Here is a 15,487-nt window from a genome sequence, read left to right as displayed (position 1 = left end):
CGTGTTCGATCCGCTCACCTGGGCCTTGGTCGCCCTGTCGCTGGCCGCGATGGTCTTCGCCGTGGTGCTGGCTGCCCTCGATCGCCGGATCAACTGGTGGTTGCTCGGCCTGCTGGGTGTCGTCGAGGTGGCGCTGCTGGCCCAGTTGGTGGTCGGGATCGTCCAGCTCGTCGGCACTGACCGGGACGTGTCGGGCCCGTTCTTCGTCGGGTATCTGATCGGCGCGCTGATCGTCCTGCCGGTCGGTGCCCTGTGGGCCTTGGCGGAGAGCAGCCGCTGGGGAGCGGGCGCGCTGGCGGTCGCCTGTCTGGTGATCCCGGTGCTGGAACTCCGGCTGCACGACATCTGGGTCGCCTGAGATGGCGGATGCGGAGGCGACCAGGCACGGGCCGGGCCGGATCCTGATCGCGGTGTACGGGATCTTCGCGTTGGCGGCGACCTCGCGTGCCGCGGTACAGATCGCCACGCAGTTCTCCGAGGCACCGATCGCGTACATCCTGTCGGCCGTTGCCGCGGTGATCTACTGCGCGGCCACCTTCGCGTTGGCGAAGGCAACGGTCGTCTCCCGCAAGGTCGCCTTTGTCGCGATCGTGGTGGAGCTCGTCGGCGTCCTCGCGATCGGCGCCTTCAGCTACCTGGCGCCCGACGACTTCCCGGACCAGACCGTCTGGTCCCACTTCGGCCAGGGCTACTTCTTCATCCCAGTAGTTCTTCCGGTCCTCGGCCTGCTCTGGCTCCGGCGTACCGCTGGTGGGACGCGTTGAGCTGACCCGCCCGCCGGTCGTGGTGGCTGCGGTGGACTCCCAGGGAACTGCCAGCCGAGCGCAGGGGCTGCCTAAGGTTCGCCGGACAGCATCGGTGGCATGCAGATACCAGGTCACCCTCGGGTCGAGATCGTCGTACCCGTTCTGAATGAGGAGTACGACCTCGGCCCGAACGTCCGGCGGCTCCGGGAATTCCTGGACACCGCGTTCCCGTTCCCGGCCGAGGTCTGCATCGCCGACAGCGGCAGTGCCGACGCCACCTGGGAGATCGGCTGCCAGTTGGCGGCCGAGCTGCCCGGGGTCCGGATCGTCCGGCTCGAGCAGCCGGGCCGTGGCCGCGCGCTGAAGCAGGCCTGGTCCGAGAGCACGGCCGACGTGCTCGCCTACATGGACGTTGACTTGTCGACAAATCTGAACGCGCTGCTGCCGCTGGTCGCGCCGTTGGTGGCCGGCCACAGCGACGTTGCCATCGGCACCCGTCTGGTCCCTGCCTCCCGGGTGGTCCGGCGGCCGCTGCGGGAGTTCATCTCGCGCGGCTACAACCTCTTGCTGCGGGCGACTCTGGGCCAGCGGTTCTCCGACGCGCAGTGCGGGTTCAAGGCTATCCGTGCCGATGTGGCGGCTGAGCTGTTGCCGCTCGTGCAGGACACCGAGTGGTTCTTCGACACCGAGCTGCTGGTGCTGGCCGAGCGCGCGGGACTGCGGATCCACGAGGTCCCGGTGGACTGGGTGGACGACCTGGACTCGCGGGTCGCCATAGTCAAGACGGCGGTCGAAGACCTCCGCGGAATCGCCAGGCTGAGCAGGGATCTCGGCCGCGGCCGCATCCCGCTCGAGCCGGTACGGCAAGCCTTCGGGCGTCCCGCGATCGCCGATCCGCGGACCGCGCTGGCTACTCGCGTACTGCGCTTCGCCGGTATCGGCGTGCTGAGCACCGTCGCCTATGCCCTGCTGTACCTCGGGCTGCGCCACGCGATGCCGGCCCAGATCGCCAACGTTCTCGCACTGCTCATCACCGCCGTCGGGAACACCGCACTGAACCGCCGGATCACCTTCGGCGTCCGCGGCGTGGAGAACCGCGGCCGCCACCAGTTGCGCGGCCTCGTCACCTTCGCCATCGGGTGGAGCCTGACCGCCTCGTCGCTGTGGTTGCTGCATACGGCGGTCGCAGTACCGGCTCCGGGCGTCGAGATCGCGGTACTCACAGTCGCCAACCTGGCCGCCACGGTGGTCCGGTTCTGCCTCTTCCAGACCTGGGTCTTCGACGACGACGCGCCCACTCTTCCCACCTTCGAACCCCCGGCGGTTCTCGACACCACCCGGAGCAACTGATGAGCACGATCACCGAACCTCGCAACGTCCCCCCGGCGTCCCCGCACGCCGACCGTCGGGCGGGACCCTTCGTCACGGCGTACTCGATCAGCCGCGAGAAGATGCTGTACGGCGGACTGTTGTTGCTGACGGCAATCGCCTATCTGTGGGGGTTGTCCAAGAACGGCTATGCCAACGAGTACTACGCGGCCGCCGTACAGGCTGGTTCCACCAGCTGGAAGGCCTGGTTCTTCGGGGCGTTCGACTCGTCGAGCTTCATCACCGTGGACAAGACACCCGCTTCGCTGTGGGTGATGGGGTTGTCCGGGCGGATCTTCGGGTTCGGCGTGTGGAGCATGCTGATCCCGCAGGCGCTGATGGGCGTCGCGAGTGTCGCCTTCCTGTACGTGTCCGTGCGGCGGTGGTTCTCAGCTAACGCGGCTCTCCTCGCGGGGGCGATCCTGGCGCTGACGCCGGTCGCCGTACTGATGTTCCGCTTCAACAACCCGGACGCGCTGTTGATCCTGCTCCTTGTGGCAGGTGCTTTGGCGGTCACGCGGGCGATCGACTCGGAGCGGCATGCTGCGCGGTGGATGGCGCTGGCGGGCGTGCTGGTGGGCTTCGGGTTCCTGACGAAGATGCTCCAGGCGTTCCTGGTGCTGCCCGCGTTCGGCTTGGCGTATCTGATCGCAGGTAAGCCCGCGCTCGGGAAGCGGCTGCTGCACAGTCTGGGGGCGTTGGCCGCGCTGGTGGTCAGTGCCGGCTGGTGGATCGCGATCGTGGAGTTGATGCCCGCCTCGGCTCGGCCGTACATCGGCGGATCGACGACGAACAGCATTCTCGAGCTGACCCTTGGCTACAACGGGCTCGGGAGGCTGACGGGCAACGAAACCGGTTCTGTCGGCGGTGGCGTCGGGAACCCCGGTTGGGGTGGAGCGACGGGTCTGCAGCGACTGTTCGGCGGGGAGTTCGCCAGCCAGATCGCTTGGCTGCTGCCGACGGCGTTGTTGGCGACGATCGTGCTGGTGGTCGCAGCGGGCCGTGCCGGGCGTACTGACAAGACTCGGGCGTTCGCGATTCTGTGGGGCGGGTGGCTGGTCGTCACCGGGCTGGTCTTCAGCTACATGCAGGGGATCATCCACAGCTACTACATGATCGCTCTCGCTCCGGCGATCGGTGCGCTGATCGGTGCTGCCGCGATGGTGCTGTGGCGTCGGCGGGCGGAGTGGGTGGCGCGCGCAGCCCTTGCCGGCGGCGCCTTGCTGACGGCCGGGTGGAGCTTCTCCTTGCTGCAGGCAACACCTACCTGGATGCCGTGGTTGCGCTGGACGATCCTCATCGCCGGGGTTGCGGCTGCCGGGTTGGTACTGATCCTGCCAGAGCTGGAGCTGCGCCGTACGACGGTCCGCCGGGCCGGGTTGTTCGCCGCCACGTTGCTGGCGTTGACGGCGCTCGCGGGACCTGCGGCGTACTCGATCCAGACGATCAGCACGGCCCACGCCGGCGCACTCCCGTCGGCCGGCCCTGCGAGCGCCGGTAGCCGGATGGGCGGAGGCGGCGGCCCGATGGGCGCACCTCCCGGACAGGGCGGTACCGGTACGACGAACGGCCAGGGCGGAACCGGTACGACGAACGGGCAAGGCGCGCCGGGCACCACGAACGGCCAGGGTGGAACGACCGGTCAGGGTGGGACCGGGACGACCGGGCGCGGGCAGGGTGGCGCCGGCGGCTTCCTCGGAGGCGGTGGGATCAGCGGAGTGTCCAGTGAGCTGGTGACGCTGCTGCAGCAGGGCGCCAAGGGATACACCTGGGCCGCGGCGGCGGTCACCGCGAACGGGGCGGCACCGGTGCAGATCGCTGCCGAGGTTCCGGTGATGGCGATCGGCGGCTTCAACGGAACCGACGCGGCGCCTACCCTCGCTCAGTTCCAGGAACTAGTTGCCCAGGGCAAGATCCACTACTTCATCGGCTCCGGTGGTGGTGGCTTCGGCGGCGGCCGGGGCGGCACCTCTAGCGAGATCAGCACCTGGGTGGCCGAGAACTTCCAGGCCCAGACCGTCGGCTCCACGACCATCTACGACCTCACCACCACCAACTGACAACCCGGAGACAGAGATGACACAGAACCCCGCTGGCACCCCGCCCCACCCGAACGTCCCGCACTGGGTCACCAACCCACAGGGCCTAACAGGCAACCCGACGCCTGCTGCCGGCGCTGGGCAGCCAGGACACGGGCAGCCGGAACAGCAGTGGCAGGCAGCCCGCCGCGGAACCCCTGCACCAGACAATCCGGCTGTCGGATCCGCGTCGAGCACCCCAGCAACCGGAGTACCGGCCGCGGCGGGTGCCACAGACACCGGAGTACCGGGTGATGCGTCGGCCGCAGCGGCGAAGAGTCGGTGGCGGTCTGGGGATGGGAAGCCGGCTGGAGTTGTCCTTGCCGGGGCCGGGTCGTTGCTGGCTGTGCTGGCGTTCCTCGGCGGGACTGCGGTCGGGCATGCGTGGGGGAGCTCAGGGAGTGGGACTGGGCAGACGCAGTTCAACGGGCCTGGCGGCGGCCGGTTCCGGCACCTTCCCCAGGGCACCCAGCCTGGTCAGGGCACCCAGCAGGCGCCCGGCACGCAGCAGGGCCAGGGAACGGCCCCGGGCACGCAGGGGCAGGGAACTGTGCCCGGGCAAGGGACAGTTCCCGGCGACGGGACACAGGGGACTGTCCCCGGGCAGGGGACGGCGCCCGGCGACGGGACGCAGGACTCGGGCGCGGTACCTCCAGGACAGCAAGTGCCAGGGCAGAGCACGCAGTCCGACGGTCAGACAAGGACCACCTGACAGGTGGTCCGACGGGCAGACCATGGACCACCTGACAGGGTCAAATGGCAGGGACTGTCATCTGGTGCGTAGGGCCACTTGGGCGAAGCGGGAGCGTGTCGCTCACGGAGAGCGAGAGGTTCGACACGCTTCATGCGTTCGTTTGAGTGGCTGGTGGGGTAAGGATCGGGAGGTGGAATGGTCGAACGTCACCTGGTTCCTGACCGCGCTCGGCGCGGTCGTCGTGCTGTTGACGCGCGTCCGGCTGGGAGGTGAGAGCGCGAGTGAGACGCGGTCGAGCGGCGTGGCGAGCTTTTCCGGTGCCCTGGTGCGGGTGCATACGAAGGTCGGTGTGCTCACCTTGCTGGCCTGGATCGCCGCCCTCGTGATCGCTCGCCGCGAGATCGCGCTGGTGGCGCTGGTCGGTTGGTGGCTGCTGGCAATCGTCGGACTGTTGCTGCTGGCCCGTTGGCTCCCGAGCGCGAGCAAACACGCCAAGGACAAGGCGACCGATGCCTGGGGGTCAGGCGCAGGCCTGTCCCTGCTCGGCCACGTCGGCATGGTCGTCGGCGTCGCCTACTTCACCTTCATCACCGTCACGGACCGCCTTTGAGTCAACCGCCCGAAGTAAGACGGCCGTGAGTCAGGAGGTGCGGAACAGGCCCTGCCGTAGGACGCGGAAGATGGTGCTCGGATGGCTGAGCGAACTGGGATGGGCGAGCCGGGCAGCGTTGACGACCGCGCACCTGTTCGAAGTACGAGTGTGCGGGCTGATCGAGGGCCCAGCGATCGCCCTCGACCAACAGCACGCTACCGATCCGCGCGACCTGGCCGTGGCCAGGCTGTGCCGGCGAGGTCACGACCGAGGCATTGCTGACTTTCTGTTCGCGCCGGAACAGGGCGGATCGCGTAGTTGAGCTTGATCGGCATCCACGTCATCGGTGGTTGTGGCAAGCCCCCAGGCGGCGAGCCGGTCGCTCAGCCGGCTGGAACGGCCGGTCGCGACGACCTGGAAGTCCGAGGCCTCACCTTCCTCGGAATCGGCCGCCCGCCGGGACGAACAGCACGCCGGCGACGCGATCGCCGGCGAAGGGCGAGGTCGTCGGTGCGGCGCCAGTCCCGGTCACCGATGAGCCGCGCCCGTCACCTGGGGTTGGGTCGTCGGGTGGATGGGTGTGTTTGCCGGAGGCTGGATCGGGTGGGTCGGTGTCTGCCCACGGGTCGAACTGCGCGACCGGGTTGTTCCCGGTGGCGGCGCCATTCACGGCGGTGGTGTGTGCCGGGGTGTGGGCGCTGTTTCGGGCAGCGTTGTCCGACACTCCATGCCCGCGGTCGGGGTAGCTGGGGGTGCGGTAGCGGGTTCGGGTGGGGCCGGGTTCGGCCCAGGTGGGGCGGGCGACGGTGGCGGTGCCGTTTTGGAGGGTGATGGTCCAGTGGCCGTGGTGGGTGTCGATGTGGTGGCGGCGGCAGAGCAGGACCAGGTTGGTCAGGGCGGTGGGTCCGTGGTCGATCCAGGAGATCAGGTGGTGGGCGTCGCAGAAGATGGGTGGTGCTTTGCACACGACGCAGCCCTTGTCGCGGGCGTTGAGGCGCGGCGCATGGCGCGGTTGACGAAGCGTTGGGCCATGCCGACGTCGAGGGGTTCGGAGTTGGCGCCGAGCACGATCGGGATGATCTGCGCCTCGCACGCCAACCGCCGGATCGCGCCCGCGGACAGCCCCTCGCCGTGGACCAGGGTCCCGACCGCGTGGGCTCCGGCGTCGGTGAGGTCTTTGAGGTCGATGGTGATCGTGATGTGCGCCTTCGGGCCGTACCCGGCCACCGCAGGACCGCTCTCGGCGGTACCGGTCTGGGCGGCGCTACCGGCCGGGTCGGCCGGGTCGGCTGAGCTGGCCACGTTGATGGCGTTGGAGGTGACGTTGAGGATGTCGGTGAGGGCGTCGGCGCGGCGCTTGTCCGGTGAGCGCGGGTCCAACTCGCCGGTGACGGTCTTGCGGGGCTTGGAACCCTCGAGGATCAGGGCTTGGAACAGTTCGGCGTTCTCGTTGGCCAGGTAGCCGCTGAACTTCACGCCCCGGTCCGCGGGCCGCACCCGCAACTCCTCCCGGGCATAGGCCTTGTCCTCTTCGGGTGCCGGACCGTCGGCGTCGAGCAGGTCGCGGGCCCGGCGGGCGGCCTTGCGGAGTTCGGAGGGGTTGAAGTGGCGGGCCAGCGCGACGAGTTGTTCTTCGGCCACGGCCAGGTCCGCCACCGCGACGGTCTTGGGGACGGCCTCCAGCTCGGCCACGATCGCCGCGGCCTGCGCCGGCGACAACACCACCCCCACCCCCGCACCGGCAGCTGCATCCGCGTCTGCGTCGCTGCCGTCGGCGTCCGCACCGCCGGTGTCGGTGTCGTGCACGGGGTCGGGGTGGACCGGTGGCAGGGCGTCGGCCACGGCGGGGTACTTGGGCAGGGCCTTGGCCAGGGCCAGGTCACGCTTGATCACGCCCGGGTCGAGCCGGTGCCGAAACGCCAGCAGCCGGGCGGTGTCACCGGCACCGAGGGTGGCGGCGTGACCGGACGCGTCGTAGCCGGCCAGGACCTGCAGGCGGTAGGTCTGCAACCGGGAGACCTCGGCCTGCAGCGCGTCGAGAGTCGCCAGCTGCTCGCTGTCGCTCATCGACCACACCGGCCGCTCACCCAAGATCTCCATACCCCAGACCCTAGACACCGGCTCCGACAGTTTCCGGCCCGTAAGGCCCTTATTTGTAAGGGATTTCGAAGATTGACCGAAATTGGATGCAGGCATCGGATCCGGACGAGTTGTCCACAACCCACCTGCAGCTGCGGACCCGCGAGAAGGTTTTCGATCACGAGGTGATCGAAGGATCCTCGGCGTGTGTGGTTATCCCGCCGAGCGCCGTACTCGTCAGGAGACGCGACCGAAGGCGAGGAAGTGGAGGCTGGCGGACATCATCAGGGGGTCGGTCTCCAGCAGGCGGGCCAGGAGAATCGCAGACGGGAGCAGGAGGGAACCTCGTCGAGGGTGGCGGTTGTCGAGAGTCGGAGCCGCCGGGCCTTCGACACCCAGTACTGCGATGTCGGCGAGGCCCGCGCTCTCGAATTCCGAGCGCAGCTCCTCCGCATGGTGGAAGTGCGCGTTCGTGAACCCCTCGGGATCGTCGTAGTTCCGACCCGTCACGAGGGCGTCCGTGAACAGGTGAAGGCTGTCCTCGGCAAGTCGGCCCGTTGTTGCCGTACTCGAGCCCGGCGTAGCGGCTGATGCCTGCGGCAACCACCACCCACCGGGTCGCGTCACCCGGGCAGCCTCGGCCAGCACCCGCGCGCGATCCACTGCCTCGGGTCAGGTGACACAGAGGCCCGAGCAGCAAGGTCACGCCAACACTGTCGTCTGCCTGGTCCAACTGCCGCGCATCCCCCACACCCGCGAACCTCCCGCAACGGCCGCGTGCTGACCGTTGCGGGACTGACCGTCTGGGTCGGCGGGGTGACCTTGGGCGAAGCGTTGCGCAGCGGACAGCGGCATGTTCGTACCCCCAGGCTGAAACCGGCCGAGCTTCGCCTGTAAGTGAGGAGCCCTCACTTCGCAGAGCCGCGCGTGGCGGCCTTGATCAGTGGTGGTTGAGGCCGGTGAGCAGGGCTTTGAGGCTTCGGCGGACCGAGGCTTCGAAGGTTTCGGGGGTGAGGGTGGTGCCGGCGCCGGCCACCCGGTCATACATGAGGCCGTCCATCATCGCGGCGGCCGGCCAGGCGGCTGCCTCCGCGTCGGCGATCCCGAGTGCGGCGAGCATGCCGGCGAGACCTTCGCGCAACTGCCGGCCGCCCTGGATGATCGCCTCGCGCAACTCCGGCTGACGGCTCGCCTCGAGCGACAACTCGTACCGCGCGACCAGGTCGTCCGGCCGATCCCGCACCAGCCCCACGACCATCCCGACCAACAAATCCACAGGATCTGCAGCGGTCGCTGCTCGGTCCGGGGCCGGGCCAACTGCGCCAGGAGGGGGCTGGGCGGTCAGGTCCCGGGTGAGCATGCGGTTCACGCAGGCGGTGAGGAGGGCCGAGCGGGTGCGGAGGTAGTACGAGGTCGAGCCCGGTGGGAGGCCGGCTTCCGCGTCGACGGCTCGGTGGGTGAGGCCGCGGAGACCGCGGGTGGCCACGAGGTGGATGGCTGCATCGGCGATGGCTGCCTGGCGGTCCTCGCCGAGCGGCACCTTTTTCGTCACAGCGCACACTCTACCCAACCAGCCTCTACAGATGTAGAGTCACTGGCCATGAGGACAGCGATCGTGGTGGGAGCGGGGATCGGTGGGGCGACGGCGGCCGTCGCGCTGGAGCAGTGCGGCTGGCAGGTCACGGTGCTGGAGCGGGCGCCGGAGCTGGGCGAGATCGGCGCCGGGATCTCGGTGTGGCCGTCGGCCGTCGCCGTGCTGGAAGACCTGGGCGTGCAGGGTGTCGAGAAGGCCGCCGCGACGGGTTCCGCGGCCGGGATGCGGCAGCCGAGCGGACGCTGGCTCGTCGCGGCCGCCGACATCGGAGTGGAGATCCCGGTGATGATCCACCGGGCCCAGTTGCACGACTTGATCACTGCCCGCTTCGGCCCCGGGATCATCGTCCGCACCGGCATCACCTTCACCGGCCTGGCCGAGGACGACTCGGGCGTCACAATCACCGGGACCGGCCTCGACTCAGGTGGCGAGGAGTTCCGCGCTGACCTGGTGATTGCGGCCGACGGGATCCGCAGCATCACCCGCCGCACGCTCCACCCGTCCCACGGAGGACCGCGGTACTCCGGCTACACGGCGTACCGGGGGATCGCCGAGGCGGACATCAGCGACGGCGGTGGCGAGACCTGGGGACGCGGGCAGCGGTTCGGGTTCGCCCGGCTGATCGACGGGCGGATCTACTGGTACGCCACGGCCAACCGCGAAGCCGGCCGACCGGTCGGTCCGGGCGGGATCCACGACGACGTCACCAAGCTCTTCGGTGACTGGCACGAACCGATCCCGGCCCTGCTCGCCGGGACACCGCCGGAAACCGTTCTGCAGAACGACATCTACGACCTGCCAGTGCCGCTGGTCCCGTTCGTCCAGGGCCGCGTGGTCCTGCTCGGCGACGCCGCGCACGCGATGACGCCGAACCTCGGCCGCGGCGCGTGCTCCGCGATCGAGGACGCCGGCGCGCTCGCCAGACACCTCAGGGCGACCGAGGATTTGCCGGCCGCGCTGACGCAGTACGACGCCGAGCGGCGTCCCGCGACGGCCAAGCTCGTCAAGCGGTCCAGGAGCATCGGCACGATCGGTCAGCTGGACAACAGGGTGCTCTGCACGCTCCGCGACGGGTTCCTCGGCGTCGGCGGCAAAGTGGCCGGGTTGCTGGCCAGGCGGCGGCGGGTGGAACAATCCCGGGTGTGATCATCCCTCCGCAGGCTGTCGAGATCCCCGGCGCGAAGCACATCCACTCCGGCAAGGTCCGAGATCTGTACGAGCTGGAGTCGGGCGACCTGCTGATGGTCGCGAGCGACCGGATGAGCGCCTTCGACTGGATCCTGGACACGCCGATCCCGGACAAGGGCAAGGTGCTGACCGCGATGAGCCTGTGGTGGTTCGAGCAGCTGGACGTGCCGAACCACATCCTGTCGACCGACGTACCGGCCGAGGTCGCCGGGCGCGCGGTGGTTTGCGAGCGGCTCGACATGTTCCCGGTCGAGTGCGTCGCCCGCGGCTACCTGAGCGGCTCGGGGCTGCTGGACTACAACGCCACCGGCGAGGTCTGCGGGATCCCGCTGCGGGACGGCCTGGTCGAGGGCTCGCGCCTGGATGAGCCGATCTTCACCCCCGCGACGAAGGCCGATCTCGGCGAGCACGACGAGAACGTCTCGTACGACGCTGTGGTCGCCACGGTCGGAGCGGAGATCGCCGAGGCGCTGCGCGGGCTCACCCTCGACATCTACCGCGAGGCGCACGCCCGGGCCGAGCAGCGCGGGATCATCCTGGCCGACACGAAGTTCGAGTTCGGCGCGCGCCCGGACGGCACGATCGTGCTCGCGGACGAGGTGCTGACTCCGGACTCCAGCCGCTTCTGGCCGGCCGACCAGTGGCAGCCGGGCAAGCAGCAGCCGTCGTACGACAAGCAGATCGTGCGCGACTGGCTCCAGTTCGAGTCCGGCTGGGACCGCAAGTCGGGCGAGGCCCCGCCGCCCCTGTCGGACGAGGTGATCGCCCGCACCCGCGCGGCGTACATCAACGCCTACGAACAACTGACGGGCGAGAAGTACACCGGCTGAGCCCTTCACCGGCTGAGCGCTTCAGAAGAGGCTGACGCCAGCCGCGAGGGTGATGAAGCGAGCGAGGCGGCCGGTCAGGACCGACAGGGTGAAGGTGACTACGCCCATGCGGCTCGCGCCGGCGATCAGGGCGACGCCGTACAGCGGGGGGATGCCGACCGAGGAGCTGAGGAGGGTGACGGGGATGCCCCAGCGGCGGTCGCTCAGGGCGTCGAGAAGGCGTTTGCTGAGATCCCGGTTCCACTGCACGAACCGGCCCCACCGCGTATACAGGTTGACCGGTCTGGGCTCCTTGCCCTTCCTCGCGGCGTAGCCCGGGCGGTACCGGACCGCCAGGAACATCGCCACCTTGCCGATGGTCTGGCCGACCGAGACCCCGACTGCGGCGACCACCGGATCGAGCGCGCCGGAGACGCCCACGCCGAGGACGTACGCCTCCGCGTTCAGCACTGGGATGACGGCAGACCCGATCCCGAAGCCCACCGCCAGCGCGAACTGCCACAACCACATGCCTTGAGGCTATGTGCAGACCGTTTCCGGCTCAGTGATGGCAGTCCCACCTCAGGGAGAAACCCGGGGCCCCTCAACCCCGGGTTCCAGCTCCCTTGACAGTCCCTCTGTTCCTGTGACGCCGTCAAGCGCGGCTGCGGAGTCCGCCGGAATGCGGCGTCAGGCCGACCGCAGGTTCTGGGGATCGATCGCCTCGCGGACCTGTCCACGCAGCAGCGCGGCCGCGCCGGCCGCGACCAGCCAGGTCAGTCCGGTGCCGACCACGACCAGGATCAGCAGCCCCAGCAGGGCAGTGCCGCTGTCGAGCGAGGGGTAGACCTCGCGTCTCGAGGTCAGGAAGTACCCGACCGCCAGCCCCACCGCGACGGCCGGTGTGGCGATCGCTGTGAGCCGGAGCCGCACCGAGCGGCGCAGGTGGTCCTCGCCCACACCGAAGATGCTCAGGCAGGCGAGGTTGCGGCGCTGATCCACCAGATCGTCAGCCGTTCCGGCCAGCAGGGAGGCGCCGGCGGCGAGCGCGACCGCCAGCGAGGCGAAGGCGGCCAGGCCGAATCCGGTCGAGTAGAAGGTCAGCGAACCTCCCATGCCGCCTTCCTGCGTGGAGTACTCGCGCCACAGAGCGACCATCGAGGCGGCGCAGAGTCCGACCACGGTGCCGCAGAGTACGAAGAGGGTGATCGATCGCCCGGCGGTCCGCGCGGTCCGGATCAGCCGCCCACCCGCGAGCACCTTGATCGGATCCGTCGACCGGCTGAGTCGCCGGCCCTGCCCGTACGCCAGCAGCGGAGCCAGCGTGATCGTGGCGATCAGAACGCCGGCAGCCGGAACGAAGATGATCGCCGTACCGAACGATTCCGCGCGGGCCATCAGGCCGCTCATCCCGGCCACGATGAGCACCAGGCCGACGACGCCGCCGATGATCCCGGTGCGGACTCGGACCGGCTTGTGCTCGGCACCCGCCAGCGGATCCGTCACCAGACCACGCCGCAGCCGCGACCCCAGTACTGCGGTCGCCGCGCCGAGCAGGATCGCCAGGGCCGGCCACCCGGCCGCGTCCCACCCGTCCGGGCGAGGAAGGACCCGCGCCACCTGCGGCAATGCCTGGATGAGCAGCGCGAGGACGAGGTAGACGGGTCCGGCGAGGATGCCACCGGCCAGGCCGGCCAGTGCGCCCTCGACAGCGCCGAGCGTGCGGACCTGGTCCGGGGTCGCCCCCGCGAGCCGGAACGCGGCCAGCCTCCGGTCGCGTGCCGCAGTACCGAGCTTGAGGGCTTGGTAGGCCAGGGCGCAGGCTGTTGCGGCCAGGAAGACCGTGGCCAGGGCTACGCCACCCCGAAGACCGCTTTCCTGCAGGTAGTCGCTGTACCCGCCGCTGGGGGTGGCGACGATGTACCCATCGGATGACGTGATGACGTCGTCGTACGCCAGATCGCTGCTGAAGCCCAGCCGGGTGATCCGCAGGCCGGCCAGCAGGAACGCGCCTGCCACGGCGACGCTGAGCACCAGCAATTGGAGGCGGCGGCGATCAGTGGCTGACCGGGGGAGTGCCAGTGTGATCAGCGTGCGAAGGTTCACGACAGCGCCACCTCGTGCTGGATCACGCCGTCACGCAGGCGGATCTCGCGGTCGGCGTACGCGGCGATCAGGTTGTCATGGGTGACCATCATCAGGGCGGCGCCGCCGTCCCGGGTGGAAGCGAGCAGCAGTTCCATCATCTGCTCGCCCGCGTGGCTATCGAGGCTGCCGGTGGGTTCATCGGCGAACACGATCGCCGGCCCGGTCACCAGCGCACGGGCGACCGCGGCCCGCTGGTTCTGGCCGCCGGAGAGCTCGCCTGGCACGGCTGCGGCGTCTCCGGCTACGCCGACGCGCTCCAACCAGCCCAGTGCGGCCCGCCGAGCCGCATCGCGATCGTGGCCCTCGAGCAGTAGTGGGAGCGCGACGTTGTCCATCAGGGACAGATCCGGAACCAACTGCCCGAACTGGAGTACTACGCCCGCCTGTGTCCGGCGCAACCGCGTCCGCTCGGCCTCGGGGAGCTCGGCCAGGTCGCGGCCGACCAGGCTGACGGCGCCACCCTGCGGCCGCAGGATCCCGGCCGCGCAGTGCAGCAAGGTGGACTTGCCACAGCCGCTGGGGCCGGTGACGGCCACCACCTCGCCGGCGCGGACCGCGAGGGAGATCCCTCGCAGTGCCACGTCACGGCGGTAGGCGTACTCCACCCGGCGCATCTCCAGGGCGAGGTCGGTCATCGACTGATCTCCTTCTGTTGGGTGATCCGGTCCAGCGTGCTGTCCAGCCAGCGCAGGTCGGCATCCAGATGCATTGCCAGGTAGTCCCGCACCAGCCGGGACGACGAGTCGTCGTCCGGTGTCGCGGCCTTCAGTTCGCGGATCCGGCGAAGGTGGCTCGACCGCTGCCGGGCCAGGAAGGCGGTCGCGTCCTCGCCGGTGCGGATCGTCGCGACCACCTTGCGGACCAGTTCGTCGACTGGGCCGAGGGCGGGCTGGATCGGCTCGGCGAGCCAGTTCGCCAGGTGCTCGCGGCCCATCGCGGTGAGTGCGTAGACGGTCCGCTCGGGACCGCCCTCCGAGCCCCGGTCGACCACCTCGACGAGTTCGTCGCGCTCGAGTCGGGCGAGCGTCGTATAGACCTGCCCGAACGCGAGCGGCCGGCTGTCGGGGAACCAGGCGTCATGGCCGCGCTTCACGTCGTACCCGTGAGCCGGCCCGTCGTGGAGCAGTCCCAGAACGAGTTCAGCTGTTGCCATTGGGTGACTATACACACGATGTATGTACTCAGTGAATAGTCGGCGATGCGGATTCTTGGCGCTCGATCGGTAGGATTCAGGCGTCATCCCCGGTCCGAACCAGGAGTTGTAGTGGCTCGCGTTGTCGTCGACGTCATGCTCAAGCCCGAGATCCTCGACCCGCAGGGCAAGGCGGTGCACGGCGCGTTCGGCCGGCTCGGCTTCGACGGCGTGGCCGATGTCCGCCAGGGAAAGCGCTTCGAGATCACCCTGGACGGTGAGGCGACCGAGGAACAGGTCGCCGAGATCCGCAAGGCGGCGGACACGCTGCTGGCCAACCCGGTGATCGAGGACTACACCCTGCACGTCGAGGGTGACCAGTGAAGATCGGGGTCGTCACCTTCCCGGGCTCGCTCGACGATGTGGACGCCCGCCGGGCGGCCACCGTCGCGGGCGCCGAGGCGGTCGCGCTGTGGCACGGCGACGCGGACCTGCACGGGGTCGACGCGGTGGTCCTGCCGGGCGGCTTCTCGTACGGCGACTACCTGCGCGCCGGGGCGATCTCCCGGTTCGCGCCGGTAATGGAGACCATCATCAAGAAGGCGGGCGAGGGCCTGCCGGTACTCGGCATCTGCAACGGCTTCCAGGTGCTCTGCGAGTCGCACCTGCTGCCGGGCGCGCTGATCAAGAACCACCACCGCAAGTTCATCTGCAAGGACCAGCCGCTGCGGATCGAGAACAACCGCACCGCCTGGACCAGCGACTACGACGCGAACCACGAGATCACCATCGTGCTGAAGAACCAGGACGGCTCGTACGTCGCGGACGAGCCGACGCTGGACCGGCTCGAGGGTGAGGGCCTGGTGGTCGCGCGGTACCTGGGCCAGAACCCGAACGGCTCCTACCGGGACATCGCGGGGATCAGCAACGAGCGGGGCAACGTGGTCGGCCTGATGCCGCACCCGGAGCACTGCGTCGAGACCCTGACGGGCCCGAGCACGGACGGCCTCGGCTTCTTCACCTCGGTGCTGAAGGCCGTCGTCGCCTCCTGATGAAGTC

17 protein-coding genes are annotated in these 15,487 nt (G+C 69.4%); 9 read left to right on the top strand and 8 right to left on the bottom strand.

The window, feature by feature from the left end; all coding sequences use genetic code 11:
- The first annotated feature begins 1 nt into the window (after position 1).
- From EV644_RS27880 to EV644_RS27860, 5 genes are all read left to right on the top strand, one after another.
- On the top strand, positions 2 to 358 hold the full coding sequence (locus EV644_RS27880; RefSeq protein ID WP_132191922.1) for a hypothetical protein: 357 nt from the start codon (positions 2 to 4) through the stop codon (positions 356 to 358).
- A 1-nt stretch (position 359) separates the two neighbouring features.
- Positions 360 to 764, top strand: coding sequence for a hypothetical protein (locus tag EV644_RS27875; RefSeq protein WP_132191921.1), 405 nt, complete (start codon positions 360 to 362; stop codon positions 762 to 764).
- 99 nt (positions 765 to 863) lie between these two features.
- Positions 864 to 2,096, top strand: coding sequence for a bifunctional glycosyltransferase family 2/GtrA family protein (locus tag EV644_RS27870; protein WP_132191920.1), 1,233 nt, complete (start codon positions 864 to 866; stop codon positions 2,094 to 2,096).
- Positions 2,096 to 4,174, top strand: a complete 2,079-nt coding sequence (locus EV644_RS27865; protein ID WP_132191919.1) for an ArnT family glycosyltransferase — start codon at positions 2,096 to 2,098, stop codon at positions 4,172 to 4,174. The genes EV644_RS27870 and EV644_RS27865 overlap by 1 nt, the downstream gene beginning before the upstream one ends.
- Before the next feature lie 902 nt (positions 4,175 to 5,076).
- Positions 5,077 to 5,496, top strand: coding sequence for a hypothetical protein (locus EV644_RS27860; RefSeq protein WP_132191918.1), 420 nt, complete (start codon positions 5,077 to 5,079; stop codon positions 5,494 to 5,496).
- 412 nt (positions 5,497 to 5,908) lie between these two features.
- Here EV644_RS27860 and EV644_RS27855 read toward each other — a convergent pair whose 3' ends face one another.
- From EV644_RS27855 to EV644_RS27840, 4 genes are all read right to left on the bottom strand, one after another.
- Positions 5,909 to 6,445 (bottom strand): HNH endonuclease signature motif containing protein, encoded by a 537-nt coding sequence (locus EV644_RS27855; protein ID WP_132191917.1) that lies wholly within the window; start codon positions 6,443 to 6,445, stop codon positions 5,909 to 5,911.
- A complete protein-coding gene (locus tag EV644_RS27850; RefSeq protein ID WP_158292941.1) occupies positions 6,403 to 7,578 on the bottom strand; it encodes a DUF222 domain-containing protein in 1,176 nt (391 codons plus the stop codon). Before EV644_RS27850 ends, EV644_RS27855 begins: the two co-directional genes overlap by 43 nt.
- A 216-nt stretch (positions 7,579 to 7,794) precedes the next feature.
- The gene (locus EV644_RS27845; RefSeq protein ID WP_132191915.1) at positions 7,795 to 8,184 is read right to left on the bottom strand and encodes a hypothetical protein; all 390 of its coding nucleotides are present in this window, start codon (positions 8,182 to 8,184) and stop codon (positions 7,795 to 7,797) included.
- A 313-nt stretch (positions 8,185 to 8,497) separates the two neighbouring features.
- Complete coding sequence (locus EV644_RS27840; RefSeq protein WP_132191914.1) at positions 8,498 to 9,109, bottom strand: TetR/AcrR family transcriptional regulator; 612 nt, start codon at positions 9,107 to 9,109, stop codon at positions 8,498 to 8,500.
- Positions 9,110 to 9,157: 48 nt separating this feature from the next.
- Between EV644_RS27840 and EV644_RS27835 the strand changes: the two genes are divergently transcribed.
- Both EV644_RS27835 and EV644_RS27830 read left to right on the top strand, forming a co-directional pair.
- Positions 9,158 to 10,297 carry an FAD-dependent monooxygenase gene (locus EV644_RS27835; protein ID WP_132191913.1) on the top strand — a complete coding sequence of 380 codons (1,140 nt, stop codon included), beginning with the start codon at positions 9,158 to 9,160 and terminating at the stop codon, positions 10,295 to 10,297.
- On the top strand, positions 10,294 to 11,169 hold the full coding sequence (locus tag EV644_RS27830; protein ID WP_132191912.1) for a phosphoribosylaminoimidazolesuccinocarboxamide synthase: 876 nt from the start codon (positions 10,294 to 10,296) through the stop codon (positions 11,167 to 11,169). The genes EV644_RS27835 and EV644_RS27830 overlap by 4 nt, the downstream gene beginning before the upstream one ends.
- Positions 11,170 to 11,190: 21 nt before the next feature.
- On the opposite strand, the gene EV644_RS27825 is transcribed toward EV644_RS27830, so the two are convergent.
- From EV644_RS27825 to EV644_RS27810, 4 genes are all read right to left on the bottom strand, one after another.
- Complete coding sequence (locus EV644_RS27825; protein ID WP_132191911.1) at positions 11,191 to 11,679, bottom strand: VTT domain-containing protein; 489 nt, start codon at positions 11,677 to 11,679, stop codon at positions 11,191 to 11,193.
- Between the two features lie 159 nt (positions 11,680 to 11,838).
- Positions 11,839 to 13,254 carry an ABC transporter permease family protein gene (locus EV644_RS27820; protein ID WP_132191910.1) on the bottom strand — a complete coding sequence of 472 codons (1,416 nt, stop codon included), beginning with the start codon at positions 13,252 to 13,254 and terminating at the stop codon, positions 11,839 to 11,841.
- Complete coding sequence (locus EV644_RS27815) at positions 13,251 to 13,931, bottom strand: ABC transporter ATP-binding protein (protein ID WP_132191909.1); 681 nt, start codon at positions 13,929 to 13,931, stop codon at positions 13,251 to 13,253. Before EV644_RS27815 ends, EV644_RS27820 begins: the two co-directional genes overlap by 4 nt.
- Entirely contained in the window at positions 13,928 to 14,449 is a 522-nt protein-coding gene (locus tag EV644_RS27810) for a PadR family transcriptional regulator (protein WP_132191908.1), read from the bottom strand. The genes EV644_RS27815 and EV644_RS27810 overlap by 4 nt, the downstream gene beginning before the upstream one ends.
- 111 nt (positions 14,450 to 14,560) lie before the next feature.
- Between EV644_RS27810 and purS the strand changes: the two genes are divergently transcribed.
- Both purS and purQ read left to right on the top strand, forming a co-directional pair.
- Positions 14,561 to 14,812 (top strand): phosphoribosylformylglycinamidine synthase subunit PurS, encoded by a 252-nt coding sequence (purS, locus tag EV644_RS27805; RefSeq protein WP_132191907.1) that lies wholly within the window; start codon positions 14,561 to 14,563, stop codon positions 14,810 to 14,812.
- Positions 14,809 to 15,480, top strand: a complete 672-nt coding sequence (purQ, locus tag EV644_RS27800; protein WP_132191906.1) for a phosphoribosylformylglycinamidine synthase subunit PurQ — start codon at positions 14,809 to 14,811, stop codon at positions 15,478 to 15,480. Before purS ends, purQ begins: the two co-directional genes overlap by 4 nt.
- The last annotated feature ends 7 nt before the right edge of the window (positions 15,481 to 15,487 follow it).

The sequence above is a fragment of the Kribbella orskensis genome (assembly GCF_004342085.1).
In the GTDB taxonomy this organism is placed as follows: Bacteria; Actinomycetota; Actinomycetes; order Propionibacteriales; family Kribbellaceae; genus Kribbella; species Kribbella orskensis.
Note: the sequence above shows the minus strand (reverse complement) of the source record. Positions and strands in the feature narration are given on the sequence as shown.

Excerpts from the sequence above, each read along its gene's own strand:
- EV644_RS27850 (WP_158292941.1), bottom strand. The coding sequence starts at position 7,578 with ATGGAGATCTTGGGTGAGCGGCCGGTGTGGTCGATGAGCGACAGCGAG.
- EV644_RS27835 (WP_132191913.1), top strand. The coding sequence starts at position 9,158 with ATGAGGACAGCGATCGTGGTGGGAGCGGGGATCGGTGGGGCGACGGCG.
- EV644_RS27870 (WP_132191920.1), top strand. The coding sequence starts at position 864 with ATGCAGATACCAGGTCACCCTCGGGTCGAGATCGTCGTACCCGTTCTG.
- EV644_RS27815 (WP_132191909.1), bottom strand. The coding sequence starts at position 13,931 with ATGACCGACCTCGCCCTGGAGATGCGCCGGGTGGAGTACGCCTACCGC.
- EV644_RS27865 (WP_132191919.1), top strand. The coding sequence starts at position 2,096 with ATGAGCACGATCACCGAACCTCGCAACGTCCCCCCGGCGTCCCCGCAC.
- EV644_RS27875 (WP_132191921.1), top strand. The coding sequence starts at position 360 with ATGGCGGATGCGGAGGCGACCAGGCACGGGCCGGGCCGGATCCTGATC.
- EV644_RS27810 (WP_132191908.1), bottom strand. The coding sequence starts at position 14,449 with ATGGCAACAGCTGAACTCGTTCTGGGACTGCTCCACGACGGGCCGGCT.
- EV644_RS27825 (WP_132191911.1), bottom strand. The coding sequence starts at position 11,679 with ATGTGGTTGTGGCAGTTCGCGCTGGCGGTGGGCTTCGGGATCGGGTCT.